At 69.8% G+C, this 25,167-nt stretch carries 23 protein-coding genes; 9 read left to right on the top strand and 14 right to left on the bottom strand.

Annotation, left to right across the window (positions count from 1 at the left end; all coding sequences use genetic code 11):
* Nucleotides 1–24: 24 nt before the first annotated feature.
* A complete protein-coding gene (locus BJ991_RS15590) occupies nucleotides 25–492 on the bottom strand; it encodes a succinate dehydrogenase hydrophobic membrane anchor subunit (RefSeq protein ID WP_179491477.1) in 468 nt (155 codons plus the stop codon).
* On the bottom strand, nucleotides 492–920 hold the full coding sequence (sdhC, locus tag BJ991_RS15585) for a succinate dehydrogenase, cytochrome b556 subunit (protein WP_179491475.1): 429 nt from the start codon (nucleotides 918–920) through the stop codon (nucleotides 492–494). The genes BJ991_RS15590 and sdhC overlap by 1 nt, the downstream gene beginning before the upstream one ends.
* A 189-nt stretch (nucleotides 921–1,109) precedes the next feature.
* Here sdhC and BJ991_RS15580 point away from each other — a divergent pair, with 189 nt between their 5' ends.
* From BJ991_RS15580 to BJ991_RS15545, 8 genes are all read left to right on the top strand, one after another.
* Nucleotides 1,110–2,225, top strand: coding sequence for a mannose-1-phosphate guanylyltransferase (locus tag BJ991_RS15580; RefSeq protein ID WP_179491473.1), 1,116 nt, complete (start codon nucleotides 1,110–1,112; stop codon nucleotides 2,223–2,225).
* A 149-nt stretch (nucleotides 2,226–2,374) separates the two neighbouring features.
* The gene (locus BJ991_RS15575) at nucleotides 2,375–3,487 is read left to right on the top strand and encodes a BMP family lipoprotein (protein ID WP_179491471.1); all 1,113 of its coding nucleotides are present in this window, start codon (nucleotides 2,375–2,377) and stop codon (nucleotides 3,485–3,487) included.
* A 105-nt stretch (nucleotides 3,488–3,592) separates the two neighbouring features.
* On the top strand, nucleotides 3,593–5,113 hold the full coding sequence (locus tag BJ991_RS15570) for an ABC transporter ATP-binding protein (protein ID WP_179491469.1): 1,521 nt from the start codon (nucleotides 3,593–3,595) through the stop codon (nucleotides 5,111–5,113).
* A complete protein-coding gene (locus BJ991_RS15565) occupies nucleotides 5,110–6,399 on the top strand; it encodes an ABC transporter permease (RefSeq protein WP_425487536.1) in 1,290 nt (429 codons plus the stop codon). The genes BJ991_RS15570 and BJ991_RS15565 overlap by 4 nt, the downstream gene beginning before the upstream one ends.
* A gap of 29 nt (nucleotides 6,400–6,428) precedes the next feature.
* Complete coding sequence (locus BJ991_RS15560) at nucleotides 6,429–7,691, top strand: ABC transporter permease (RefSeq protein WP_179492869.1); 1,263 nt, start codon at nucleotides 6,429–6,431, stop codon at nucleotides 7,689–7,691.
* A gap of 74 nt (nucleotides 7,692–7,765) precedes the next feature.
* Nucleotides 7,766–8,167, top strand: a complete 402-nt coding sequence (locus BJ991_RS15555; RefSeq protein WP_179491467.1) for a cytidine deaminase — start codon at nucleotides 7,766–7,768, stop codon at nucleotides 8,165–8,167.
* On the top strand, nucleotides 8,164–9,471 hold the full coding sequence (locus tag BJ991_RS15550; RefSeq protein WP_179491465.1) for a thymidine phosphorylase: 1,308 nt from the start codon (nucleotides 8,164–8,166) through the stop codon (nucleotides 9,469–9,471). The genes BJ991_RS15555 and BJ991_RS15550 overlap by 4 nt, the downstream gene beginning before the upstream one ends.
* 106 nt (nucleotides 9,472–9,577) lie before the next feature.
* Nucleotides 9,578–10,693, top strand: coding sequence for an adenosine deaminase (locus BJ991_RS15545; protein WP_179491463.1), 1,116 nt, complete (start codon nucleotides 9,578–9,580; stop codon nucleotides 10,691–10,693).
* 84 nt (nucleotides 10,694–10,777) lie between these two features.
* On the opposite strand, the gene BJ991_RS15540 is transcribed toward BJ991_RS15545, so the two are convergent.
* The 10 genes from BJ991_RS15540 to BJ991_RS15495 form a co-directional block, all read right to left on the bottom strand.
* Nucleotides 10,778–11,689, bottom strand: coding sequence for an endonuclease domain-containing protein (locus BJ991_RS15540; RefSeq protein ID WP_343048796.1), 912 nt, complete (start codon nucleotides 11,687–11,689; stop codon nucleotides 10,778–10,780).
* 210 nt (nucleotides 11,690–11,899) lie between these two features.
* Nucleotides 11,900–12,928 (bottom strand): SDR family oxidoreductase, encoded by a 1,029-nt coding sequence (locus BJ991_RS15535; protein WP_179491461.1) that lies wholly within the window; start codon nucleotides 12,926–12,928, stop codon nucleotides 11,900–11,902.
* A complete protein-coding gene (locus BJ991_RS15530) occupies nucleotides 12,925–13,902 on the bottom strand; it encodes a bile acid:sodium symporter family protein (protein WP_179491459.1) in 978 nt (325 codons plus the stop codon). The genes BJ991_RS15535 and BJ991_RS15530 overlap by 4 nt, the downstream gene beginning before the upstream one ends.
* The gene (locus BJ991_RS15525) at nucleotides 13,899–15,269 is read right to left on the bottom strand and encodes a flavin-containing monooxygenase (protein ID WP_179491457.1); all 1,371 of its coding nucleotides are present in this window, start codon (nucleotides 15,267–15,269) and stop codon (nucleotides 13,899–13,901) included. Before BJ991_RS15525 ends, BJ991_RS15530 begins: the two co-directional genes overlap by 4 nt.
* Before the next feature lie 131 nt (nucleotides 15,270–15,400).
* A complete protein-coding gene (locus tag BJ991_RS15520; protein WP_179491455.1) occupies nucleotides 15,401–16,555 on the bottom strand; it encodes a mannitol-1-phosphate 5-dehydrogenase in 1,155 nt (384 codons plus the stop codon).
* On the bottom strand, nucleotides 16,552–16,989 hold the full coding sequence (locus BJ991_RS15515; protein WP_179491453.1) for a PTS mannitol transporter subunit IIA: 438 nt from the start codon (nucleotides 16,987–16,989) through the stop codon (nucleotides 16,552–16,554). Before BJ991_RS15515 ends, BJ991_RS15520 begins: the two co-directional genes overlap by 4 nt.
* A 143-nt stretch (nucleotides 16,990–17,132) precedes the next feature.
* Nucleotides 17,133–18,725 carry a PTS mannitol transporter subunit IIBC gene (locus BJ991_RS15510; protein ID WP_179491451.1) on the bottom strand — a complete coding sequence of 531 codons (1,593 nt, stop codon included), beginning with the start codon at nucleotides 18,723–18,725 and terminating at the stop codon, nucleotides 17,133–17,135.
* Nucleotides 18,722–20,443, bottom strand: a complete 1,722-nt coding sequence (ptsP, locus tag BJ991_RS15505) for a phosphoenolpyruvate--protein phosphotransferase (RefSeq protein WP_179491449.1) — start codon at nucleotides 20,441–20,443, stop codon at nucleotides 18,722–18,724. Before ptsP ends, BJ991_RS15510 begins: the two co-directional genes overlap by 4 nt.
* Nucleotides 20,444–20,445: 2 nt before the next feature.
* Nucleotides 20,446–20,721, bottom strand: coding sequence for an HPr family phosphocarrier protein (locus BJ991_RS15500; RefSeq protein ID WP_179491447.1), 276 nt, complete (start codon nucleotides 20,719–20,721; stop codon nucleotides 20,446–20,448).
* 29 nt (nucleotides 20,722–20,750) lie between these two features.
* Entirely contained in the window at nucleotides 20,751–21,146 is a 396-nt protein-coding gene (locus tag BJ991_RS15495; RefSeq protein ID WP_179491445.1) for a PTS sugar transporter subunit IIB, read from the bottom strand.
* A 191-nt stretch (nucleotides 21,147–21,337) separates the two neighbouring features.
* Between BJ991_RS15495 and BJ991_RS15490 the strand changes: the two genes are divergently transcribed.
* Nucleotides 21,338–23,296 (top strand): PRD domain-containing protein, encoded by a 1,959-nt coding sequence (locus BJ991_RS15490; RefSeq protein ID WP_179491443.1) that lies wholly within the window; start codon nucleotides 21,338–21,340, stop codon nucleotides 23,294–23,296.
* 134 nt (nucleotides 23,297–23,430) lie between these two features.
* Here BJ991_RS15490 and BJ991_RS15485 read toward each other — a convergent pair whose 3' ends face one another.
* Nucleotides 23,431–24,438, bottom strand: coding sequence for a type IV toxin-antitoxin system AbiEi family antitoxin domain-containing protein (locus tag BJ991_RS15485; RefSeq protein WP_179491441.1), 1,008 nt, complete (start codon nucleotides 24,436–24,438; stop codon nucleotides 23,431–23,433).
* Between the two features lie 177 nt (nucleotides 24,439–24,615).
* The gene (locus BJ991_RS15480; RefSeq protein ID WP_179492865.1) at nucleotides 24,616–25,164 is read right to left on the bottom strand and encodes a GNAT family N-acetyltransferase; all 549 of its coding nucleotides are present in this window, start codon (nucleotides 25,162–25,164) and stop codon (nucleotides 24,616–24,618) included.
* Nucleotides 25,165–25,167: the final 3 nt, after the last annotated feature.

Raw genomic sequence — 25,167 nt, 5'->3', positions numbered from 1 at the left:
TCTCTGTTGAGTGTCGTCGCGGCGTCAGGCGCAGCGTTCCTGGAGCCACTGCGCGCTCTGGTCGGTCAGGCCGAGGCACGGGTCGAAGGTGAAGACCACGAGCGTCCCGAGGACGATCAGGAACCCCGCCGCGAGCCACAGGGCCCACACGAGCACGCGGCGCGTGCCGTCGTGGGTCACGTAGTCGTTGACGATCGTGCGCATGCCGTTCGCGCCGTGGATGAGGGCGAGCCACAGCATGAGCACGTCCCACCACTGCCAGAACGGGCTCGCGAACTTGCCCGCGACGAAGCCGAAGTCGATCCCGTGGATGCCGTCGCCGAGCATGAGGTTCACGAAGAGGTGCCCGAAGATCAGGACGATCAGCAGCACGCCCGAGGCGCGCATGTAGATCCAGCCCCACTTCTCGAGGTTGCCGCCGCGCTTGCTGCGCGGGGCGATGGGGGTGCGGGGGTCGGCGATCGCGACGCCCTGGGCCTGTCCGGCGCTCATCACTGACCTCCCATACCGGCGAAGACGTTCATGAGGTGGCGCGGCGTGAAGCCGAGCATCGTCACCGCCCACAGGCCGATCACGCCCCACCACAGCTGGCGCTGGTGGCGCGTCGCCCACGGCCAGAAGTCGACGAGCATGATCCGCAGGCCGTTGAACGCGTGGTACGCGATCGCCGCGACGAGCACGACCTCGCCGAGGCCCATGATCGGGTTCTTGTAGGTGCCGATCACCGCGTCGTACGCCTCGGGCGAGACGCGGATGAGCGCCGTGTCGAGCACGTGCACCAACAGGAAGAAGAAGATCGCCACGCCGGTGATGCGGTGCAGCACCCACGACCACATGCCTTCGCGCCCCCGGTACAGCGTTCCGCGGGGGGTTCGCGACGTGGTCTCGGCCGACGGTGTGACGCGCGCTGGAGCAGACACGGCCCGTCCTTCCTCAAGGTCGAACGCGGATGCCCGGGACATTACGTCGGCCCCGGATCGGATCCCGGACGCTTCGCAGCGCCGCCACCATCCTATTCCCGTCGCGAGAGGGCTTGGATCACGCACGCGCCTCCGCCGTCCCGCCGGCCAGGAATCGTGCCGGGGCGCCCGCGCGGTTAGCCTGTCAGCATGGCCGGACCGATCGAGGACTTCTATGCCGTGATCCCCGCAGGAGGGATCGGCAGCCGGCTGTGGCCGCTCTCGCGCGCGGACGCGCCCAAGTTCCTGCACGATCTCACGGGGTCGGGGCACACGCTCCTGCACGACACGTGGCACCGCCTCGAGCCGCTCACGGGCCGCGACCGGATCGCGGTCGTCACCGGGCGTGCGCACCGCGCCGCGGTCGAGAAGGAGCTGCCCGGCATCCTCGACAAGAACCTGTTCCTGGAGTCCGAGCCGCGTGACTCGACGGCCGCGATCGGCCTCGCCGCCGCGGTGCTCTCGCGGCGCGAGCCCGACGTCATCATCGGCTCGTTCGCGGCCGATCACGTCATCCGCGTGCCCCACCTGTTCGAGTGGGCCGTGCGCCAGGCCGTCGAGGTCGCGCGCGAGGGATTCGTGTGCACGATCGGCATCCAGCCCAGCGAGCCGTCTATCAGCTTCGGCTACATCAAGAAGAAGCGCCAGCTCGTCATCGAGGGCGCGCCCGAGGCGGCGCTCGTCGAGAGCTTCGTCGAGAAGCCGGACCTGGAGACGGCGAAGGAGTACTTCGCGTCGCGCGACCACCTGTGGAACGCGGGCATGTTCATCTCCCGCGCCGACGTGCTGCTCGGCGAGATCGCCGACAACCAGCCCGCCCTCTACGCGGGCCTCATGGATCTCGCCGAGGCGTGGGACGATCGCGACGCGCGCGGGCCGGTCGTCGACCGCGTGTGGCCGACGCTGCCGAAGATCGCGATCGACTACGCGGTGGCCGAGCCCGCCGCCGAGAAGGGTCGTCTGGCGGTCGTCCCCGGCCACTTCGACTGGGACGACGTGGGGGACTTCGCGAGCCTCGCCAAGCTCAACTCGAAGGGCCGCAAGAACGACCTCGCGGTTCTGGGCAAGAACGCGAGGATCCTGTCGGATGCCGCGAGCGGCATCGTCGTGAGTCAGACCTCGCGCGTGATCAGTCTCATCGGCGTGAACGACATCGTCGTCGTCGACACCGAGGACGCGCTGCTGGTGACCACGAGCGAGCACGCCCAGCGGGTGAAGGGCGTCGTCGACGCCCTCAAGCTCAACGGTCGCGGCGACGTCCTGTAAGGCACCCTGCAAGACGCGGTCCTCGTCTGTTGCGTCTTTGTAACCATTTCGCTCCGAGAGCCGTTCCCGGCGTGCAAGCGCCCGGTAACACTGGGTAACTTCTCTATGCACCCGCGAGGTCCGCGGGGTCTTCTCCCGTGGAGGTTGAGTTGACCGTTTCCACCCGAAAGCGACTGCTCGGCGGCGTGGTCGCCGCGAGCCTGTTCGTCGCACTCGCCGGCTGTGCGTCGGCCCCCGAAGACAACGGCGAGACCGGTGGCGGCGACGCCGGCGGCGCCGTCGACGGCTTCAAGCCCTGCATGGTCTCCGACGAGGGCGGATTCGACGACAAGTCGTTCAACCAGCTCGGCTACGAGGGCCTCGAGCGCGCCTCCGACGAGCTCGGTGTCGAGTTCACCGCCGTCGAGTCGAGCTCCGAGTCCGACTACGCCCCGAACATCACGAGCCTGATCGACCAGGGCTGCTCGCTCATCGTGTCCGTCGGCTTCGCGCTGGCCGCCGCGACGTCCGAGGCCGCCCAGGCGAACCCCGACGTCCAGTTCGTGTCGATCGACGACGTCGTCGACACCGACTTCGACGGCGAAACCGACGCGCCCAACATCAAGCCGATCGTCTTCGACACCGCTCAGGCCGCCTTCCTCGCGGGCTACGCGTCGGCGTCGTTCTCGACGGCCAAGAAGGTCGGCACGTTCGGCGGCATGAACTTCCCGACGGTCTCGATCTTCATGGACGGCTTCGCCCAGGGCGTCGAGCACTGGAACGAGGTCAAGAGCGACAGCGTCGAGGTCGTCGGCTGGGACCGCGCCGCTCAGGACGGCGTGTTCACCGGTGGCTTCCAGGCCAACCAGGACGCGATCAACGCCGCGCAGGGCATCGTCGACCAGGGTGTCGACGTGCTGCTCCCCGTCGGCGGCCCGATCTACCAGAGCGCCGCTTCGGTCATCCGCGGCTCCGGTCGTGAGATCGCCATGCTCGGCGTGGACGCCGACGTGTTCGAGACCGACCCCAGCGTCGCCGACCTGCTGCTGACCTCGATCCGCAAGCTGATCGACGTCGGTGTCGAGGAGGCCGTGCTCGCCGCGGGCCAGGGTGACTTCGACGCGACGCCGTTCGTCGGCACGCTCGAGAACGAGGGCGTGGGCCTGGCCCCGTTCCACGACTTCGAGGACCGTGTCTCGCCTGATCTGCAGGGTGAGCTCGACGAGATCCAGGCCGGCATCATCGACGGTTCGATCCCGGTCGAGTCGTACCTCGCGGGCTGATTCCCGCTCCCTGTGGGGAGGCCGGCACGCCGGCCTCCCCACAGCCGTCTCCGCGGCGTGCGGGCCTCATCGCGCCGCCGCACCCCGCTCATTAGGATCTGCACCATGAAGCTCGAACTCCGCGGCATTACCAAGCGGTTCGGAAGCCTCGTCGCGAACGACCACATCGATCTCGTGGTCGAACCCGGCGAGATCCACTCCCTGCTCGGCGAGAACGGCGCCGGCAAGTCCACCCTCATGAACGTCCTGTACGGGCTGTACAAGGCTGACGAAGGCGTCATCCTGCTCGACGGCCACGTCCAGAATTTCCGCGGCCCCGGAGACGCGATGCGTGCGGGAGTCGGCATGGTGCATCAGCACTTCATGTTGATCCCGGTCTTCACGGTCGCCGAGAACGTCATGCTCGGCCACGAGTCGACGAAAATCGGAGGCCTCCTCAACATCGAGGCGGCGCGCGCCCGGGTGCGCGAGATCTCATCCCAGTTCGGATTCGACGTCGATCCGGATGCCGTGGTCGAAGACCTCCCCGTCGGCGTCCAGCAGCGCGTCGAGATCATCAAGGCGCTCTCGCGCGACGCGAAGGTCCTCGTGTTCGACGAGCCGACCGCCGTGCTCACGCCGCAGGAGACCGACGAGCTCATGGAGATCATGCGTCAGCTCCGCGACTCCGGCGCGTCGATCGTCTTCATCACCCACAAGCTGCGCGAGGTGCGCGCGGTCGCCGACCGCATCACCGTCATCCGCCTCGGCAAGGTCGTCGGCGAGGCCGAGCCGACCGCGACGAACGCCGAGCTCGCCTCGATGATGGTTGGCCGCGCGGTCGAGCTCACCGTGCACAAGGGTCCGCCGCAGCCCAACGAAAGCTCGCTCGTGGTCGAGGGCCTCACCGTCATCGATCCGCGCGGCCAGGTGACCGTCAACGACGTGAGCTTCGAGGTTCGCGGCGGCGAGATCCTCGCGATCGCCGGCGTCCAGGGGAACGGACAGACCGAGCTCACTGAGGCGCTCGTGGGCCTGCAGCCCCAGGTGCGCGGGTCGGTGCGCCTCAACGGCGAGGAGCTCGTGGGGCGCAGCATCCGTCACATCCTCGACGCCGGCGTCGGCTTCGTGCCCGAGGACCGCAAGGAGGACGGCCTGGTCGGCGCGTTCACGATCGCCGAGAACCTCATGCTCGATCGCGCCAACGGGGCGCCGTTCGTCAAGGCGGGCAACGTCCAGCGCAAGTCGCTGGAGAGCTTCGCGAAAGAGAAGTTCACGGAGTTCGACGTGCGCGCACCGGGCATCGACACGCCGGTCGCGTCGCTCTCGGGCGGCAATCAGCAGAAGGTCGTGCTCGCGCGCGAGCTCAGCCGCGACCTGTCGCTGCTCGTGGCGGCCCAGCCCACGCGAGGGGTGGATGTCGGGTCGATCGAGTTCATCCACAAACGCATCGTCGCCACGCGCGACGCGGGCGTGCCGGTCGTCGTCGTCTCGACCGAGCTCGACGAGGTGACTGCGCTCGCCGATCGCATCATGGTGATGTACCGCGGCCGGATCGTCGGCATCGTGCCGGGCGACACTCCGCGTGACGTGCTCGGCCTCATGATGGCCGGAGTGACGTCCGAGACCGAAGGAGCCGCAGCGTGAGCTCGACCAGCGTGCCCCTGGCGCCCGCCGAGGTGCCCCCTCCCTCCAAATGGCACGAGACCTTCCTGAGGATCACGCAGGGCAATTGGCTCATCTCGGTGCTCGCCGTCGTGCTCGCCCTCATCGTGGGCGGCATCATGATCGCGGCGACCGACGAGGACGTGCAGGCCGCCTCGGCATACTTCTTCGCGCGCCCCGGTGACACCATCGTCGCGATCTGGAGGTCGGTCTCCGGTGCGTACATCGCGCTGTTCCAGGGCTCGATCTACAACTTCAACGCGCCGAACTTCGCGCGCGGCATCCGCCCCCTCACCGAGACCCTCACGTTCGCGACGCCGCTCATCGCGGCCGGGCTCGGCGTCGCGCTCACGTTCCGCATCGGCATGTTCAACATCGGCGGTCGGGGCCAGATGCTCCTGGCCGCGGCGGGCGCGGGCTGGATCGCCTTCGGGTTCGACCTGCCCTGGGGCATCCACATGATCGTCGCGCTCATCGTCGGCATGGCCGCCGGCGCGCTGTGGGCGGGCATCGCGGGCTTCCTCAAGGCGAGGACGGGCGCGCATGAGGTGATCGTGACGATCATGCTCAACTACGTCGCGTTCTACCTCATCTCGTGGATGCTGCGCACGCCCGGACTCCTGCAGGCTCCCGGATCGAGCAATCCGAAGACGCCCGCGATGAAGGACACGGCGATCTTCCCCGACCTGCTCGGGCCGCAGTACAACCTGCACTTCGGATTCGTCCTCGTCATCGGCGCGACCGTGCTCGTGTGGTGGATCCTGAGCCGCTCGAGCCTCGGCTTCCAGTTCCGCGCGGTGGGGGAGAACCCGAACGCGGCGCGCGTGGCGGGCATCAACGTCAAGAACATGTACGTCTACGGCATGCTCATCTCGGGCGCGCTCGTCGGCCTCGCGGGCGTGAACCAGGTGCTCGGCACGATCACGACGGGCTTCACCGCGGGCATCGACGCGGGCATCGGCTTCGACGCGATCACGGTCGCGCTGCTCGGCCGATCCACGCCGTGGGGCACGTTCGCGGCCGGCATCCTGTTCGGCGCCTTCAAGGCGGGCGGCTTCGCGATGCAGGCCGGCGAGCAGATCCCGATCGAGATCGTCACGGTCGTGCAGTCGCTCATCGTGCTGTTCATCGCGGCGCCGCCACTGGTGCGCACGATCTTCTTCCTGCCGTCGCCCGAGCGTGATCGCCGCCGGGCCGAGAAGGCGCGATTGAAGGCCCTCAAGGCCGCGACCGCCGCCGACGCCGAGCTCGAGGGGGCAGCGAAGTGACCGCGCCGCACGTCGACACCGCGGGCCTCATGCCCGAGACGCCGGTCACCGTCGAAAAGACGGTGCTCCGCAGTTGGAAGTCGCCCATCGCGCTCGGCATCTTCGCGGTGCTGTTCGGGCTGCTCGTCTTCTTCGCGCCGCACGCCGGCACCACGAACTTCCGGCTCTCCACGCAGGCCGACGCGATCCAGCTCGGCGACCTCGCGGTGCCGGTGTTCCTCACCACGCTGATCTGCTTCCTGCTGCTCGCACTGCTGGCCGCGGCATCCGCGTACTTCGTCTACAACGCCGGACGCACGCCGCTGTGGATCGTGATCGCCCACGTGATCGTGGCGGTCGTCGGATTCCTCACGTGGGCGGCGGCAGGGGCGACCATCCCCGTCGCGGGGCTGCTGGCCGGATCGCTCGGGCTCGCGGTGCCGCTCATCTACGGCGCGCTCTGCGGCGTGATCGGCGAGCGCGCGGGCGTCGTGAACATCGCGATCGAGGGCCAGCTGCTCGCGGGCGCCTTCACGGCCGCGGTCGTGTCGTCGATCACGCGGCAGCCGTTCCTCGGCCTGCTCGCCGCAATGGTCGCAGGCATGCTCGTCGCCGCGGTGCTCGCCAGCTTCGCGATCAAGTACCTCGTCGACCAGGTGATCGTCGGTGTCGTGCTGAACGTGCTCGTGATCGGCCTCACCGGGTTCCTGTTCTCTCAGGTGCTCCAGCCGAACGCGGCGCTGCTGAACACACCGGCGCGCTTCGACCGCCTCCCGATCCCGATCCTGAGCGACATCCCGATCATCGGCCCGGTGTTCTTCCGGCAGACGATCATCGTCTACATCATGTACTTCGCCGTCGCGCTCGTGTACGTCGGCATGTTCCACACGCGGTGGGGCCTGCGTCTGCGCGCGGTCGGCGAGCACCCGCAGGCCGCCGACACGGTCGGCATCAAGGTGAACCCGACGCGGTTCTGGAACGTGCTGCTGGCCGGCGCCATCGCCGGCCTCGGCGGCACGGTCTTCACGATCGGCGCCGGCATCGCCTTCAACAAGGAGATGACCGCCGGCGCGGGCTTCATCGCGCTCGCGGCCGTCATCTTCGGTCAGTGGGATCCGATCAAGGCGACGCTCGCCGCGCTCCTGTTCGGGTTCGCGTCGAACCTGCAGAACACGCTCAGCGTGATCGGCTCGCCGGTGCCGAGCGAGTTCATGCTGATGGTGCCGTACCTCGTGACGATCTTCGTCGTCGCGGGCGTCGTCGGGAAGTCGCGCGCACCGGCCGCGGACGGCAAGCCGTACATCAAGGGGTGACCCATGCCTGACCGAGAGCGCGCGGGCGGCGCATCCGTCGACCCTCCCGATCCCGACCCGAAGGGTGGCCGTTCGTGACCGACATCGACTGGGATGAGCTCCGCGCAGCGGCGACCGACGCGATGCGCCGTGCGTACGCGCCGTACTCGCGGTATCGGGTCGGTGCCGCCGCGCTGGTCACCGACGGGCGGATCGTCACCGGCTGCAACGTCGAGAACGCGTCGTACGGCGTGACGCTGTGCGCCGAATGCGGCCTGGTGAGCGAGCTCGCGAACACCGGCGGCGGCAATCTCGTCGCGTTCGTGTGCGTGAACGGCGATGGGCACACGATCATGCCGTGCGGCCGCTGCCGGCAGCTGCTCTACGAGTTCGCGATCCCGGGCATGCTGCTCGAGACCGTGTCGGGCATCCGCACGATCGACGAGGTGCTTCCCGACGCGTTCGGTCCGCGCGATCTCGAGGAGGCGTCGAGATGACGGACCCCGACACCGGGCGAGTCGAAGCGTTTGACGCGGTCGACGTCATCCGCGCGAAGCGCGACGGCGGGGCGGTTCCCGAAGACGCGCTGCGTTGGATGATCGACGCCTACACGCGCGAATACGTCTCGGATGCGCAGATGGCGGCCTTCGCGATGGCGGTGCTGCTCAACGGCATGACGCGCGACGAGATCCGCGTCATGACCGACGCGATGATCGCGTCGGGCGAGCGCATGAGCTTCGAAGGCCTCGGCAAGCCGACAGCCGACAAGCACTCGACGGGGGGAGTCGGCGACAAGATCACGCTCCCGCTCGCACCGCTGGTCGCGTCGTTCGGCGTCGCGGTGCCGCAGCTTTCGGGCCGAGGTCTCGGCCACACCGGCGGCACGCTCGACAAGCTCGAGTCGATCCCGGGCTGGCGGGCGGCGCTGACGAACGACGAGCTCTTCGCGCAGCTGCGCGACGTCGGAGCGGTGATCTGCGCAGCCGGCACGGGGCTCGCGCCGGCGGACAAGCGACTGTACGCGCTGCGCGATGTGACGGGCACCGTCGAGGCGATCCCGCTCATCGCGTCGAGCATCATGTCGAAGAAGATCGCCGAGGGAACGGGCGCGCTCGTCCTCGACGTCAAGTTCGGCTCGGGCGCCTTCATGCGCGACGTCGAGCGCGCACGCGAGCTCGCGCGCACGATGGTGGAGCTCGGCACCGACTCGGGCGTCGCGACGACGGCGCTGCTGACAGACATGAACACGCCGCTCGGCCTCGCGATCGGCAACGCAAACGAGGTCCGCGAGTCGGTCGAGGTGCTCGCCGGCGGTGGGCCCGCCGACGTCGTCGAGCTCACGGTCGCGCTCGCACGCGAGATGCTCGCTCTTGCCGGGCAGCCCGAAGCCGACGTCGAAGAAGCGCTCCGTGACGGGCGCGCGATGGACACGTGGCGCGCGATGATCCGGGCGCAGGACGGAGATCCGGATGCTCCTCTCCCGGCGCCGCGCGAGACGCACACCGTCACGGCGCCGTCGTCCGGCGTCGTCACGCGCCTGGACGCCCTCGCGTTCGGCATCGGCGCATGGCGCCTCGGAGCGGGCCGCGCCCGCGCGCAGGATCCGGTCGTCCACGCGGCCGGCATCGATCTTCACGCGAAGCCCGGCGACGAGGTCACCGCCGGTCAGCCGCTGTTCACCTTGCTCGCCGACGACGGGGCGCGGTTCGCGCGCGCTCTCGAGGCCGTCGAGGGGGCGTGGGAGATCGGGCCGGATGCTCCGACCCCGGCGCCGATCGTCCGGGAGCGGATCACGGGCTGAGCGGAGCCGCCCGATCGAGTAGCGTCGCCAGTGGCCGACGACTGCCGCAGCACCACCGCACCGCCGTCACACGTCCTTCACACCAATCGCCGCAGAGGAGCACCACATGCCCATCGACCAGCACGGGGACGCGGTCCTCGACGGTGTCTCGATCCGGAGCCTTCCGAAGGTGTCGCTGCACGACCACCTCGATGGCGCCGTGCGTCCCGCGACGATCGTCGAGCTGGCCGACGAGATCGGGCTGGATGTGCCCGAGACGGATCCCGGCGCCCTCGCCGACTGGTTCGCCGACAAGAGCGACTCGGGGTCGCTGGTCGAGTACTTGAAGACGTTCGACCTGACGACCGCGGTCATGCAGACGCGCGAAGGTCTGACGCGCGTCGCGCGCGAGTTCGTCGAGGACCTCGCCCAGGACGGCGTCATCTACGGTGAGGTGCGCTGGGCGCCGGAGCAGCATCTCGCGCGCGGCCTCTCGCTCGACGAGGTCGTCGAGGCGGTGCAGGAGGGCATCGAGGAGGGCGAGGACGCGGCGGCGTCCGCCGGCCGTGACATCCGCGTCGGCCAGCTCATCACGGCGATGCGCCACACCGACCGCTCGCTCGAGATCGCACGCCTGGCCGTCGACTGGCGCACGCGCGGCGCCGTCGGCTTCGACATCGCCGGCCCCGAGGACGGCTTCCCGCCGTCGCAGCACCGCGAGGCGTTCGACTACCTCGCGTCGGAGTTCTTCCCGGCGACGGTGCACGCCGGAGAGGCGGCCGGGCTCGACTCGATCCGCTCGGCCCTCATCGACGGACGCGCCCTGCGCCTCGGGCACGGAGTGCGCGTCGCCGAGGACCTCGACATCGTGTCGCGCGAGGGCGAGGAGGTGCTCGTGCAGTTCGGCGACCTCGCGCGCTGGGTGCGCGATCGCGAGATCACGCTCGAGCTGTCGCCGTCGTCGAACCTGCAGACGGGCGCGATCGCCGCATGGGGCACGACCCTCGAGGACCACCCGTTCGACCTGCTCTACCAGCTCGGGTTCTCGGTCACGGTGAACGTCGACAACCGCACCATGAGCCGCACGTCGCTCACGCGCGAGCTGGCGCTGCTCGCCGAGACCTTCGACTACGGGCTCGATGACCTCGAGGAGTTCCAGCTGAACGCCGCCGCGGGCGCGTTCCTCCCGGTCGAGCAGCGCGAGGAGCTCATCGACCTCATCTCGGAGGGCTTCGGCGACTGAGCCCGGCGCGCGCCGTGCGCGCGGTGCGGCTGCCGTGCGTGCGTAGCGCGTGTGCGTGCCGAACTCCGGAATTCTCATCGTTCGTCAGCGGAGAACCACCGGATTGCGGGTCATCTCCGCACCGACGGCGCGATCTCTCCGGAGTTCGGCACGGCGATGGGCGCCGGGTCCGCGCGCGATGATCTCCCGGAGCGCCGACTGCACGGCGTCGGCGTGCCACATGACATCTTCGGCTAGCAGCCGCACAGTGGAGTAGCCGAGACGCGCCGCGGCGAGGTCTCTTCGCCTATCGCGCTTCTGCGCTTCCCAATCGGAGTGGAACTGCCCGCTATCGCACTCGATGATGAGCCACTCATCGACCACGAAGTCGACCCGGCCGACGTGCGTGAGCTGTACCTGCACGTCGACACGGCATCCGATCGCGCGAAGTATGAGCCGGACGAGCGTCTCCGGCCCGGACTCGCTACGCCTGTCGAGCAGTTGGCGGAGCACCCGGTAGCGCCGTGGCAGTGCCGAGAAGATCACTGCGAGATCGCCCTCGTCGATGAGGCCGAGGTGCCAGGCACTGTCCAGCGTCGCAACGGCAGCACGGGGTTCCTGGCACCGAGTGGCCTGCACGAGCGCTTCGACGACAGAAGTGGCAAGCTCGGAGCTCGACGCGCGCGTCGGTCGCCAGTGCCGAACCACGTCGTCCGGGCGAGCGGGCACGCGACTGGCATCCGGGTCCATCTGGATGTGGAGGTGAGGCGTGTCGCGGACGAACACTCCGATGTGGTGGACGAGGGACGCGCAGTCCACGCGCCCGCCCAGACGCGCCGCTCGGACGAAGACGGAGTCGGTTCCCGCTCTCAGGTATCGCCCCTTGCGCACGCGGATGAGCCGACCCTCGGCCGCTGCACTCGCCAGTCGGCGTCGAGTCATGCCGCTGTCGATCAGCGCCTGCGTCGAGAGCAGGTGCGGCAGCGTCGGCCTCGCCGGTCGTGTGGTCGTGCGCACAACTCCACGGTGAGCGCCCGCGCCCGGCGGTGTGCCTCGCGGCAGTTCGGATGTGGAGAGCCAGCGGCGAACGCATGCGGAGGAGGAGCGGACCGAACTCCGGAGAAAGTCGCTCCGAGGGGTCGCCGTTCGGCTGGGAATGCGGCGGCGTCGGTCCTTCCGGAGTTCGGCCCGCGAATGCCGCGCACCGCCGCGCGCGCCGGCGCGGCCTCAGCCCCGCACGACCTCCGGGTGCGAGGCGACGTACGCCTCGAACGCCTCGGCCGAGGTCATGCGCGGCGTGTAGCCGAACTCCTCCTTGAGGGCGTCGTTCGCGAGGACCGGGCGGTACCGCAGGAATCCGACCTGCTCGGGGCCGTGCACGGTGAGGCGCAGCGTGCGCCCGACACGCAGCGCGAACGCGAGCGCGCCCGCCGGCACAGTGAAGACCCGCTTGCCCAGGCGCGCCGCGAGCTCGCGCACCGTCACCCGGCCGTCGCCCGCGACGTTGTAGACGCCCGGCGGGCCGTCGGTCGCGGCGCGCGCGATCGCTCCGGCGACGTCGTCGACCCACACGAACACGAAGGGGGAGTCGGAGCCGCGGATCGCGAGGATGCGCCGCCCCTTCCACAGCGCCGTGATCTGGTTGGAGACCGTCGGGCCGAGGATCGTCCCGATGCGGAACACGACCTGCTCGAGCTCGGGGTGCGCGAGGCGGTACCCGGCGAGCATCTGCTCGACGAGCCGCTTGTGCTTCGAGTACGGGAACTCGTCGTTCCCGCGCACCGGGTCGCTCTCGCGCAGCCACTCGGGGTTGTCGGGGTGGTAGCCGTACGCGGCGCCCGACGACGACACGACGACCCGGCGCACGCCCGCCTCGACGCACGCTTCCAGCACGTGTCGCGTGCCGTCCACGTCGACACGGTATTCGAGGTCGTGATCGCGCCCCGGGTTCACGATGGCCGCGAGGTGCACGACGACGTCGATCTCGTGCCGGCGCAGGAGCGCGACGAGGCCGTCGGGTCGGGTGACGTCGCAGTCCTCGTAGACGACGCCGTCGACCGGATGCCCCGGCCGCCGCACATCGCCCGCGACGACGAGCGACACCTCGGGGCGTGCTCCGAGCGCTTCGGCGACGTGCATCCCGAGGAACCCGGCGCCGCCCGTGATGAGCACCCGCACGTCCTTCACCTCCGTCGTGTCGCGTCCTCGCGCCGCATTCCGCGCGATGGGACGGACTCCGTGAGCGTCCGTCGTCATGATGCCGCCCCCGTGGGGGCATCCGTCGGCTCTGTCGGCTCGGCGTGCCACGTCGCGTCGCCCTTGGCCGAGCCCGTGCGGCGCTTGGTGTGACGCGCCCACAGCGCGGCGACGATGAGGCCGGCGATGATGTCCCAGATGCCCCACCACCCGGCGACGATCGCCATGCCGCCGAGCCCGCCGAAGAACGTGAAGACGAGGCCGAGACCGAGGCCGGCGTTGCGGATGCCCACCTCGAACGTCATCGCCTTGCGCTCGCGCGTGCCGAGGCCGCCGACGACAGCGGTGCTGTAGCCGATCGCGAGCGCGACCGCGTCGTGCACCGTGACGACGAGCACGATGATCCCGAGGAACGTGATGAAGTACATCCAGTTCCCGGCGAGCGCCGCGACGATGAACCCGAGCAGCGCGATGAGCGAGAACCACTTGACGAACGGCTGCACCTTGGCCGCGATCTTCGGGAACCTCGCACGAACGAACAGCCCGATCGCGAACGGCACGCCGATGATGAGGACGATCTCGAGCAGCATCTGCCACGGGTTGAGCGACACGGCCGCGAGCAGCTCGCGCGCGGTCGGGTGCAGCGAGCCCCAGAACGCGATCGACAGCGGGAGCATGAAGATGTAGATCGCGTTGCCGACGGCCGTCATCGACACCGACAGCGCGACGTTGCCGCCCGCGCGGTGCGTGAGCACCTGCGAGATGTTCCCCGGCGGGCAGCACGCCACGAGGATCATGCCGAGCGCCATCGACGGCGTCACAGGGAGGATGAGCGTCAGCGCGAAGGTCACGGCGGGCAGCACGACGAGCTGCGCGAGGATCGCGATGACGAACGGCTTCGGCTTGCGCACGACCACCTTGAAGTCGTCGGGGGTCGTGTCGAGCGCGATCCCGAGCATGATCAGGCCGAGGACGACGTTCAGGATGATGAGCGTCTCGGGCGTGAAGTTCAGCGCGACGCCGTCGGGGTTCATGCGGTCACCTTCTCGCGCGAGCGGCGGACGGGGGATGAGGAGCGGATGCCGCGCCCCGCGCCCGAGGCGTCACCACGCAGCTCGGCGGTCGCTTCACGCACGGCGCGCCGGTAGGCATCCTTGTTGACGTAGTACGACATTCGCTCGAGCCCGAGGTACCTGTATCCGGCGGTCAGGTCGGGCCAGGGGGCATCCGTGATCCTCCGCCGGAACGCGGCGCGCCGGTCGGGCGTCGCCGTCAGGTAGGCGGCGATGAGCTCCGCCTGCTCGTAGCGGCCCTGCCAGCCGATGCCGGACGCCTCGATCATGCCCATCACGAAGAGCCCGTTGAACGCGCCGTCGACCGGCGGTGGGAAGACGTTGAGGAAGAGCTTCGGCGCCCAGCCGTTCCAGTTGAACTCCTCGCGCGGGACGAACGGGTAGTCGAGCGTGTAGCCCGTCGCGAGCATCACGAGGTCGTACCGACCACTCGTCCCGTCGCGGAAGTGCACCGTGTCGCCGTCGAACCGGTCGATGTCGGGACGGATGCGCAGGTCGCCCTGCCCGAGGTGGTTCAGGATGAGCGTGTTGACGATCGGGTGCGACTCGTAGATCTTGTAGTCCGGCTTCGGGAATCCGAAGCGTGCCGGGTCGCCCGTGAACGCCCGCAGCACGCGCGTGTCGAGGAACTGCTTGATGGGACGGGGGAGCGGCCGGCCCTGGTTGAGCGTGTCGGAGGGCTTTCCGAAGATGTACCGCGGCACGAAGTAATAGCCGCGACGGACGCTCATCTCGACGGATGCCGCGTGGTGCACGGCATCGACGGCGATGTCGCACCCCGAGTTGCCCGCGCCGACGATGAGCACGCGCTTGCCCGTGAGCTGGGTGGCGGTCTTGTACTTCGAGGTGTGCATGATCTCGCCGGTGAACTCGCCGCGGAATGTCGGCACGTTCGGCTCGGCGAGCGTGCCGTTCGCGAGGATCACTCCGGCGTACCGCTCCTCGATCGGGCCGTCCGGTCCGTCGGCGCGGAGGGTCCAGAGGCCGTCGGCCCCGCGTTCGAGCCCGGTGACCTTGGTGTCGAACGTGAAGTGCTCGGTGAGCCCGAAGTGCTCGGCATAGTCGCGGAAGTACTCGATGAGTGTGCGGTGGCTCGGGTAGTCGGCATCCGTCTTCATCGGGAACTCGGCGAACTCCGTCGTCGTGCGCGACGAGATGAGGTGCGCCGACTCGTACATCGTCGAGCGGGGGTTCTCGATGTCCCACAGGCCGCCGACGCCGCGAGAGGCCTCGTAGCCGTCGAACGCGATGCCGGCCTTCTGCAGCGCCCGCGCGGCGGAGAGCCCCGACGGTCCGGCGCCCACGATGGCATAGCGGTGCTGTTGCATATCTCCCCAGACTCCGTCGTCCCGGTGTTCGGCCTTGGATACCCTAAGCCGTTACGCGCCGTTAACCGAAATCACTCGCCCACAGGCCGAGCGAGGGCCGCGAGACGCAGCCCCGCCCCGGCGACTGAACCTCAGCCCGCGATCGCCGCCTGGCGCTTCTCGACCTCTGCCTGCACCTTGCCGAACAGCGGATGCTCCGGCTCGAGCCCCGTCACCTCGGCGGTGAACGCGGCGGAGTCGAGCTCGCGCAGCATCCGCTGCATGTCGACCGCCTGCGGGTCCTCCTGGTCGTCGAACGCGAGCGCGGCGCCCATGGCCGCAACGAGCGCGTCGACGGCGAGGCCGCGCTCCGCCGCCTCGGCCGCCGGCCCGACGAACCGCTCGTGGCGTGAGAGCTTGCGCAACGGCTGGCGTCCGACGCGCCACACGGTGTCGGGGAGCGCGGGGTTTCGGAAGCGGTTCAGGATCGTCTCGCGGTACGACGCGAGGTGGGCGGGATCGAGCTCGTGCTTGACCACCAGCAGCGCCGACGTCTCTTCGAGCGTGGCGGCGACCTTGGCGGCGATGCCGGGGTCGGCGAGGGCATCCGAGATCCTCTCGACGCCCGCCTCCGCCCCGAAGTACGCCGTGGTGGCATGCCCGGTGTTGACCGTGAAGAGCTTGCGCTCGATGTAGGGCGCGAGGTCGTCGACGAAGTGCGCGCCGGGGATGTTCGGCGGGTCGTCGCCGAACGGCGGCCGCTCGATCGCCCACTCGTAGAAGGGCTCGACGGTCACGTCGACGCCGCCGCCCTCGGGCTGCGCGGGCACGATGCGGTCCACGGCCGTGTTCGCGAACACGGCGCGGCCGGAGATCGCCTCCCACGCGTCGCCCGCGCGCTCGCGGATCTCGTCGCGCAGCAGGTCCGTCGCGTTGATCGCGTTCTCGCACGCCATGATCTGCAGCGGCGGCGATGAGGGGTCGCGCAGGGCGAGCCCCGACAGGATCAGCGGAGCGACGAACTTCAGCACGGTCGGCCCGACCGCGGTCGTGACGACGTTCGCCCCGGCGACCTCTTCGATCACGTCGTCGGGGTGCTCGGCGCTGTTGATCGCGCGGAAGCCGGTCACGACGATGTCGCGCCCGCCGTCGCCCATCTCGTGCACGGTGTACGAGTCGACGGCGTTGATCGCGTCGACGAGGGGCGCCGCGACGTCCGAGAACACCAGCTCGTAGCCGCCTTCGTGCAGCAGCAGGCCGACGAACCCGCGGCCGATGTTGCCCGCCCCGAAGTGGACAGCCCTCATGACACTTCTGCCGAGACGAGGGCGAAGAGCTCCTCGGGGGTCTCGACCTTCTTGAGCTTGGCGACCTCGTCCTCGTCGGAGAACAGGATCGCGATCTTCGACAGGATCTCGAGGTGCTCATCGCCCTTGCCGGCGATGCCCACCACGAAGGTGACGGGCTCGCCGTCCCAATCGACGCCGCCGTCGTAGCGCACGACTGACAGCGCGGAGTCGAGGATCGCATCCTTCGTCTCGTTCGTGCCGTGCGGGATCGCGAGCTCGTTGCCCATGTACGTCGACACCGTCTGCTCGCGCTGCTGCATCGCGTCGAAGTACGCCGACGTGACCGCGCCCGCCGCTTCGAGGATGTCGGCCGCCTCCTTCATCGCCTGCTCGCGCGTCGCGCTGCCGGAATGGATGCGCACCTGCCCGATGCCGAGGACGTCTCGTGCCATGTCTGTCGCCTTTCTTCGATGCGGATGCCGCGGGCCGAAGCCACGGGGTGGGGGGCATTCCGCCCGCCCCACCCCGCAGCGGTCATGTGTTCACTTCTGTCGCGGGAAGACCTCGCGACGACTCGCCGGGTTCGGCTCGTCGTCTACGGTGCCCCGCCCTGCGAACCATCCTCGTGCTGAGCACGCACGAGGTCTACGACCTCGTCGTACCTGGGGGAGTTCATGAAGTTGTCCACAGAAACGTGGATGGCATCGGGCGCGACGTGGCGGGCCCGGTCGGTGAGCTGGTTCTGCGTGATGACGAGGTCGGCCGACGTGTCGAGGGCGGCGATGGCCTTGTTGACCACCGTGACGTCCTCGATGCCCGCCTTCTTGATCTTGTTGCGCAGCACGCTCGCGCCCATCGCCGAGGAGCCCATGCCCGCGTCGCACGCGAACACGATGTTCCTCACCTCCCGCTCGGTCATCGTGGCGGGCTCGATGCCGCCGTCCGCCTGGGTCGCCGCGCCGCCGCGGAGCCCGGCGAGCGCATCCGAGGACTTGCCCTTCGCGGCCTCGGTCTGCGTGATCGCCGCGCCGAACGCGTCGTCGGTGGCCGCCATCGCCTCGAGGTCGCGCTTGCGTGACGCCCGCAGGATCGCCCACGAGACGAGGAACGTGACCGTGGCGGACAGGAGGACCGACAGATACACCACCATGAGGTTGGGCACCCCGCCGGCCGCGGGATTCACCGCCTGCGCGGTGACGGCGATGATGCTTCCCGGTGCGGCAGGCGCGGCCAGGGAGCCGCTCAGCAGCATGTTGGTCGTGACGCCCGTCATGCCGCCCGCGATGAGGGCGAGGATGAGCATGGGCTTCATGAGCGCGTAGGGGAAGTACACCTCGTGGATGCCGCCGAAGAACTGGATCACCGCGGCGCCGGGCGCAGAGGCACGCGCCGCGCCGAGGCCGAAGAAGGTGAACGCCAGCAGCAGCCCGACACCGGGGCCGGGGTTGGCCTCGAGCAGGAACAGGATCGACGACCCGTCGTCGGCTACCTGCTGGAGGCCGAGCGGGGTCAGCACGCCGTGGTTGATGGCGTTGTTCAGGAAGAACACCTTCGCCGGCTCGATGATGATGCTCGTGAGCGGCAGCAGGTTCGTCTCGACGAGCCAGTTCACGGCATTCCCGAGGACGGTCATGATCCCGTTCACGAGCCACGCGATCGGGTAGAACCCGATGACGATCAGGACGAAGCCCCAGATCCCCGCCGAGAACATGTTGACGAGCATCTCGAAGCCTGCGCGGATCTTCCCCTCCCACAGGTTGTCGAGCCACTTCATCGTGTACGCGGCGAGCGGGGCCATGATCATCGCGCCGATGAACATGTGCACGTAGCCCAGTCCGCTGTCGCCCTCGGGGAGCGTCGCGTTGAACTTGTCGACCAGGAGGTCCGACCCGACGATCGCTCCCATCACGCCGATCGACGCGACCACGCCGCCTCGGATGCCGTACACGATGTTGCCGCCCGTGTAGGCGATGAGGATCGGCAGGAGGTAGTGGATCGTCGGGAAGACGATCGTCGCGAGGTCGGCGTTCGGTGTCCACCCGACCTCGATGAAGAACGCCGTGATGATTCCCCACGCGATGAGCGCGGGGATGTTCGGCATGATCATGCCGGACAGATACGTGCCGAAGCGCTGGACTCCGATGCGCGCCTTGCTCCCGCCCGTCGTGGACGTCGACGCCGTTGTCATTGCTCTGTCTCCTTCTCTCGGGTCGCGGCCGCTTCAGCCGCGGTGGAGCTGGTCGAGGCCGCCGCCTGTGCCGCGGCCCGAGCCGAGGCCGCGTCGTTCGCGGCCAAGGCGGCTTCGGCGATGGCGCGTGCCTCGCCGAGGGTGTACTGCAGAAGGGTCGCCCGCACGTCGGCGAGCGCCGTCGGCGCCATCGACAGGCTGGTGGCGCCGAGGCCTACGAGCACGACGGCGAGCATCGGGTCGGCGGCTGCTTCCCCGCAGATCCCGACCGGCTTGCCGTGCGCGCGTCCCGCCTCTCCCACCTCTCTCACGAGGCGGAGCACGGCGGGATGCCACGGGTCCTGGAACGTCGCGACCGAGCCCAGGAGCCGGTCCGCCGCCATCGTGTACTGCGTGAGGTCGTTCGTGCCGATCGACGCGAAGTCGGCGACGGCGAGGATGCGGTCGGCGAGGAGCGCCGACGAGGGCACCTCCACCATGACGCCTGCGGTCTTCACGCCGTACTCCCGCGCGATCTTCGTGAAGTACTCGGTCTCTTCGACGGTCGCCACCATGGGGGCCATCACCCACAGGTCGGCTCCCTTGCCCGCGGCGCGGGTGGCGGCATCCGCCTCGGCCAGAGCCGTCAGCTGCTCGCGCAGGATGTCCTCGCTCGCGCGCAGCGCGCGCAGTCCGCGAAGTCCGAGCGCCGGATTCTCCTCGTGCGCGTCGTTGAGGAACGGCAGGGGCTTGTCGGCGCCCGCGTCCAGCACGCGCACGACCACCTTCTTGCCCGCGAAGGCCGCGAGGAGCTTCTCGTACACGGCCCGCTGCTGCTCGACGGTCGGCGCCTGGCTGGAGCTGAGGAAGAGGAACTCGGTGCGGAACAGCCCCACGCCCTCAGCGCCGAGCGCGACCGCCTCGGCGGCGCCTTCGGCGTTGCCGAGGTTGACCAGCAGCGGGATTTCGGTGCCGTCCCGCAGGGCGCCCGGCGTGATGGGGGCCGATGCCGCGGCCGCTCGCGAATCCGCGCGGTTCTTCGCCCGAGCGAGCTCGTCGTCGGTCGGCTCGGTCACGACGACTCCCGCCGCCGCGTCGACGATCACCGTCTCGCCCTCCTCCAGCCCCGCGGCATCCGCGACGCCCACGACCGCGACGATCGCCTTCTCGCGCGCCAGGATGGCGGTGTGCGACGTCGGTCCGCCCTCGGTCGTGACGAGGGCCAGCACCTTCTCGAGGTCGAGGAGCGCCGTGTCGGCCGGGGCGAGATCCTTCGCGACGAGCACGAACGGATGCCCCGGATCCGGCACGCCCGGCGCCGGGAGCCCGCGCAGGCGCGCGATCACGCGCTGAGCGACGTCGTCGAGGTCGGCCGCGCGCTCGCCGAGGTATCCGCCGAGGGCCGTGAGCTGCTCGCGGAAGGACGCGAACGCGTCGTAGACGGCGAACTCGCTCGTCTTGCCCTTCGCGATGCGGTCGTCGACCTCCTGCTCGAGGGTCGGATCCTCGGCCATCATCGCCTGCGCCTCGAGCACGTCCTGCGCCTTGCCGCCCGCCTTCTCGCCGCGTTCCTCCAGCTCGCGCGCGACGGCAGAGACCGCTTCGCGCACGCGCGCGGTCTCCTCCTCGACGCTGCGCGTGCTGCGCTCGTCGGGAGGTGGGGGCAGGGGCGCCGCCATGCGGGCGACGGGTCCTTGCGCGACCCCCAGGCCGATGCCGACTCCTCTCAGCTCCGGCATGCTCACTCCGCGTCGTGGTCGGTTGTGAGCAGTTCACTCAGCGTGTCGAGCGCCGCCTCGGCGTCGTCGCCGTCGGCGGTGAGCGTGACGTAGTCGCCCTGCTCGACGCCCAGCGAGATCACGCCGAGGATGCTCGCGGCGTTGACGGGCGCGCCGGAGTCCTTTGCGATCGTGATCGGGATGCCGGTGTCCTTCGCCGCCTGGGCGAAGAGCTTGGCGGGTCGTGCGTGCAGACCGTGCGACGATCCGATGCGGACCGTCCGGGAGACCTGGGGCATGTCTTGACCTTTCTCGATGTCGATCGGAGTCACGTGTCGACGTCTGTGAAACCCTCGTCCTGCACTTCGACGGGAGTCGTCGCCTGCGGGGGAGTGCCCGCGGCCGGAGAAATCCCCCCGGAGTCTCCGACCGCGTCGCGGACCAGTGCGAGGGTCCGCGTGCCGTCCAGATCCGAGAAGACGTCGGACGGCAGCAGAACGACGGCGGTGCCCCGCAGGGCGGCGTCGCGCTTGATGCGCGCGACCGCGTCGGTGAGGTGCGGGCCCACCAGCACGACGTCGGCGGCGTCGAGGTCGATCGGAAGCGACTGCTCGGTGCCGGCGAACGCGGTGTAGGGAAGACCCTGGTCCTGTGCGGCGTGGCGCACGCGCTGTGCGACGAACGTGCTCGACGCGCCAGCTCCGCAGACCACCAGGATCCTCATCGATCCGCCTCCTCGTGCTGGCCATTCTTGTGAAAACGCTGAGAGCCGACAACCACTCCTTCTTCCGCGGGGGAGGAAATCCGCGACGGGAATCGCGCGGGGGCCGTGACGCGGCGGCCCCGCCCGCCTCGGCTCGTGGTTGACTGACTCTCAGGGCGGCGCGACGCTGCGCCGTCTTCGGAGGGAGCGGCGTGACGCGAGCGAGACAGGACCGGCTGCTGGGCCTTCTCGTGCGCGACGGGGACTGGGTCACGGCCGCCGCGCTGGCCGACGCCTTGGGGGTCACGCCGCGCAGCGTGCGCTCGTACGTGACCGCGATCAATGCGCGGGTCGCTCCCGCCGTCGCGGTCGAGTCCGGGCCGCGCGGTTATCGGGCGACGACGGATGCCGCGGCCGCGCTGCGCGCGGGTCCCTCCGACGAGGGCACACCGCGCGACCGGCTGCACACTCTCGTCCGCCGCCTGCTCGACGACTCCGACGGCATCGACGTGTTCGAGACCGCCGAGTCGCTGTTCGTGAGCCCCGCGACGCTCGACGCCGACCTCGCGCGCGTGCGCGGGCTGCTCGGCGGGACCGGGCTGACGCTCGAGCGCTCGCAGTCGCGCGCGCGGCTCGTCGGCACCGAGGTCGCGCAGCGTCGCCTGCTGAGTCGCCTCGCGCACGACGAGATGGACGCCGGATCCTTCGACCTCGTGGCGCTGCGGCGATCGCTCGGCGAGGACTCCGTCGGGGCACGCGCGTTCGGCCCGTTCAAGACCGACCTCGTCGAGAGGCTCTCCGGGCTCGGGTGGTTCGTGAACGAGATCGGCATCGCCGACGTCGTCATGCACATCGCGATCGCCGCGGATCGCGTCGCGCACGGACGCCCTCTCGAGAACGCGGGCGGTGAGGACAGCGCCTCGCAGGGCGAGGTCGCTGACATCATCGGCGAGCTCGCCGAGCGCCGCCTCGGCGTGCGCCTCGGCCGGGGCGACCTCCAGCACCTGTCCACGCTCGTGCTCACGCGGGTGGTCGCGCCCGGGGCATCCGGTTCGGCACCCGGAGAACGCGCCCGCGCACGCCTCGATCCCGACGTCGAGGCCGCCGTGCGCGAGGTCGTGGAGCGGGCCGCGGCAGAGTTCCTCGTCGACATCGTGCATCCCGACTTCGTGCTGCGCCTCGCGCTGCACGTCCAGAACCTCGCCCGGCGCGCCCAGGAGCGCGCGTGGTCGCGCAACCCGCTCACGAGGTCGCTCAAGTCGACGTACCCCATGATCTTCGAGGTCGCTGTGTTCATCGCGAGCGGCCTCCAGGAGCGGCTCGGCATCCCGCTGCCCGACGACGAGATCGCCTACATCGCGATGCACGTGGGCGGGCAGCTCGAGCGCAACCGTCATGCGGAGCAGCTGCTCGCCGCGACGATCGTCTGCCCCGGCTACTACGAGCTGCACGAGCTGCTGCGCTCGAGCGTCGACCGGTCGCTCGGCCGCGCGGTCGAGGTCGTCGGCGTCGAGACCCGCGTCGACCCGGACTGGGAGAGCATCGACTCCGACCTCGTGCTCACGACGATCGACCCGCCGCCGGGCCACGGCGAGCGGTTCGTGCGGATCAAGCCGTTCCTCACCGAGGCCGACATCGAGCGCGTGCAGGCGGTGGCGAGCCGCATCCGTCGCTCCCGGCGCCTGCGGCGCCTGCGCACCGAGCTGGAGCGCTACTTCGATCCGTCGGCGTTCCTGCGGCTGCCCGAGGATCTCGAGCCGGATGCCACGGACCGCAGCCCCGCCGAAGAGGGTGTGATCCGCGCCCTCGGCGCGCGCCTCGTCGCGCTCGGCGTCATCGACGAGGCCTACATCGAGCGCGCGATCGAGCGCGAGCGGCTGTCGTCGACGGCCTTCACCGACGCGCTCGCCGTGCCGCACGCGCTCGCGATGACCGCGGCCCGCACGGCGATCGCGATCGGGATCGCCGAGCCGTCGATGCCGTGGGGCGAGGGCCGGGTGCAGGTCGTCGCGCTCGTCGCCTTCTCGGAGGCCGACCGCGAGGCGTTCCAGACCGTGTTCGAGCAGTTCGTCGAGGTGTTCAGCGAGCGCGACAGCGTGCAGCGCATCGTGCGCCGCGCGACCGACTTCGGCGGCTTCCTCGACGAGCTCGTCGCCGTGATCGACGGCTGAGCCGGGGCATCCGTCACCCGCGGGGCAGCCGGGCATCCGGCCTTCCCGTGCGGTTTGGGGCGGATCTCCGACTTTGGGGCGCAGGATATCCGCCCCAAAGTCGGAAACCCGCCCCAAACCCGGCTCTTCTGTCTTCACCGCGTACGGCGCCGGGATCGGACGACTCGGGCGGGACGGATGCCGAACGCGGCGAGGCGTGCGCCGAGCGTCGCGGTCGTCGCCACATCGGGCCAGCCCCAACGCACAAGAGGGGCGCCGGTTGTCCCGCGGATCCAGTCCTCGCGCCGCTTCTCGCGGTCGAACGCCTCGGCAGTCGTGCGCCCATCCAGCATCCCACCGTCGCGGTACTTGATCGCTCCGTCGAATTCGCCGAGTGCTCGTCGGCCTTCGATCCCGAAGTCCACGTAGTACGAGCCGCCGTCCGGCGCGTCGACGGACACCTGCAACTCGAGATCCCCGAAGCCGAGCTCGACGAGGCGAATCCGGCTGATGCTCTCGCCGGGAAGCTGGGAGCGCCCGTCGGCGAAGCGAAGTACACGCTCAGCGCGGGCGACGCCGTGCGCAGACCGACGTGCGATTCGGCGGACGTCCGCACAGAATGCGGATGCCGCGTCCCGGTCGTACTCGCGCGCACCGCGCCCGGCGATGTGCCTCAGCGCCGCATCAGCGACGGTGACTGCCTGCTCGAATGTCGCAGTACGGGCCACATCTGCGACTGTGCGTGAGAGCGTCGTGCAGAGGAGGCCGTCGATCTCGGTGACGTCGTCCGCCGGCATCTCCCCGCGATGCCGGATGACGCCCACGACGGCACCCGGGCGTTCCGGTGGGAGAGTCACATGGACCCGCGCTCCGTCGGGACGGTACAGCGGCAGTCCGTGGAGCGCGGCCGCCGTCTCGTGCGTGAGTACCGGGCGATCGCTCGACGTGAGGTCGAGTGCCCGCGCGCGTGCGAGCACCCGGTGCTCCGGGCGCGCACGGTGCCACTCGTCCCCGGACACGTAGACGCCGGGGCGGATCCTTACGAGTGACCCGCCCGCAACCTGCATCCGGATCGCTCTGTCGGCCAGTCCGTGGTCGATCAGACTCGCGTAGGTGAGGAGCGCAGGCGAATCGGATGCGTATGGGTGCAGCGGCACGGGCATCGACCCATCGTCGTCATCCGCTCACGCGCAGATGTGTTCTCTCTGCTGCGTGTGTCGTCTTGCTCCGCCCGACCTCCTCGGGAGGAACCATATTCATCCCGGGGTTTGGGGCGGATTTCCGACTTTGGGGCGCAGGAAATCCGCCCCAAAGTCGGAAACCCGCCCCAAACGGCCGGGTCACGAAGGGTCACGGCGGCGGAGCCGCTCCTCGAGGCCGAGCCGGACGGCCGGCCATTCGTGGGGGAGGATCGAGAAGACCACGGTGTCGCGCAGCGTGCCGTCGGGACCGAGGCGGTGGTTGCGCAGCACGCCGTCCTGCTTCGCGCCGAGGCGCGCGATGGCCTCGCGCGACTGACGGTTGTGCCAGTGGGTGCGGAACTCGACCGCGATCGCGTCGCAGTCGTCGAACGCGTGCCGCAGCAGGAGCAGCTTCGCGGCCGTATTGACCGCGGTGCGCTGGGCCGAGAGCGCGAGCCACGTGTAGCCGATCTCGACGTGCCGGTTGGGCTGGTCGATGTGGCAGTAGGTGGTCATGCCAACGACCCGGCCGGTCTCGAGCCGCCGGATCGCCCACGGGTTCATGTGTCCCTCGGCGTGCCACGCGAGGCGCCGGTCGATCTCGGCCGCCACCTCGCTCGGCGCGGGCACGGACGTGTACCACGCGCGGTCGAGGCCATCCGCCGCGACGGCGAGGTCGTCGGCGTGCTCGTGCGAGAGCGGCTCCATTCG

It is taken from the genome of Microbacterium immunditiarum (assembly GCF_013409785.1).
Lineage (GTDB): Bacteria > Actinomycetota > Actinomycetes > Actinomycetales > Microbacteriaceae > Microbacterium > Microbacterium immunditiarum.
The sequence above is the reverse complement of the archived record's forward strand: the minus strand, read 5'-3'. Positions and strand labels throughout refer to the sequence as shown.

Coding starts and splice junctions, on each gene's coding strand:
- BJ991_RS15590 (WP_179491477.1), bottom strand. CDS start 492: ATGAGCGCCGGACAGGCCCAGGGCGTCGCGATCGCCGACCCCCGCACC.
- BJ991_RS15580 (WP_179491473.1), top strand. CDS start 1,110: ATGGCCGGACCGATCGAGGACTTCTATGCCGTGATCCCCGCAGGAGGG.
- BJ991_RS15570 (WP_179491469.1), top strand. CDS start 3,593: ATGAAGCTCGAACTCCGCGGCATTACCAAGCGGTTCGGAAGCCTCGTC.
- BJ991_RS15560 (WP_179492869.1), top strand. CDS start 6,429: ATGCCCGAGACGCCGGTCACCGTCGAAAAGACGGTGCTCCGCAGTTGG.
- BJ991_RS15550 (WP_179491465.1), top strand. CDS start 8,164: ATGACGGACCCCGACACCGGGCGAGTCGAAGCGTTTGACGCGGTCGAC.
- BJ991_RS15545 (WP_179491463.1), top strand. CDS start 9,578: ATGCCCATCGACCAGCACGGGGACGCGGTCCTCGACGGTGTCTCGATC.
- BJ991_RS15535 (WP_179491461.1), bottom strand. CDS start 12,928: ATGACGACGGACGCTCACGGAGTCCGTCCCATCGCGCGGAATGCGGCG.
- BJ991_RS15530 (WP_179491459.1), bottom strand. CDS start 13,902: ATGAACCCCGACGGCGTCGCGCTGAACTTCACGCCCGAGACGCTCATC.
- BJ991_RS15525 (WP_179491457.1), bottom strand. CDS start 15,269: ATGCAACAGCACCGCTATGCCATCGTGGGCGCCGGACCGTCGGGGCTC.
- BJ991_RS15520 (WP_179491455.1), bottom strand. CDS start 16,555: ATGAGGGCTGTCCACTTCGGGGCGGGCAACATCGGCCGCGGGTTCGTC.
- BJ991_RS15515 (WP_179491453.1), bottom strand. CDS start 16,989: ATGGCACGAGACGTCCTCGGCATCGGGCAGGTGCGCATCCATTCCGGC.
- BJ991_RS15510 (WP_179491451.1), bottom strand. CDS start 18,725: ATGACAACGGCGTCGACGTCCACGACGGGCGGGAGCAAGGCGCGCATC.
- ptsP (WP_179491449.1), bottom strand. CDS start 20,443: ATGCCGGAGCTGAGAGGAGTCGGCATCGGCCTGGGGGTCGCGCAAGGA.
- BJ991_RS15500 (WP_179491447.1), bottom strand. CDS start 20,721: ATGCCCCAGGTCTCCCGGACGGTCCGCATCGGATCGTCGCACGGTCTG.
- BJ991_RS15495 (WP_179491445.1), bottom strand. CDS start 21,146: ATGAGGATCCTGGTGGTCTGCGGAGCTGGCGCGTCGAGCACGTTCGTC.
- BJ991_RS15485 (WP_179491441.1), bottom strand. CDS start 24,438: ATGCCCGTGCCGCTGCACCCATACGCATCCGATTCGCCTGCGCTCCTC.
- BJ991_RS15480 (WP_179492865.1), bottom strand. CDS start 25,164: ATGGAGCCGCTCTCGCACGAGCACGCCGACGACCTCGCCGTCGCGGCG.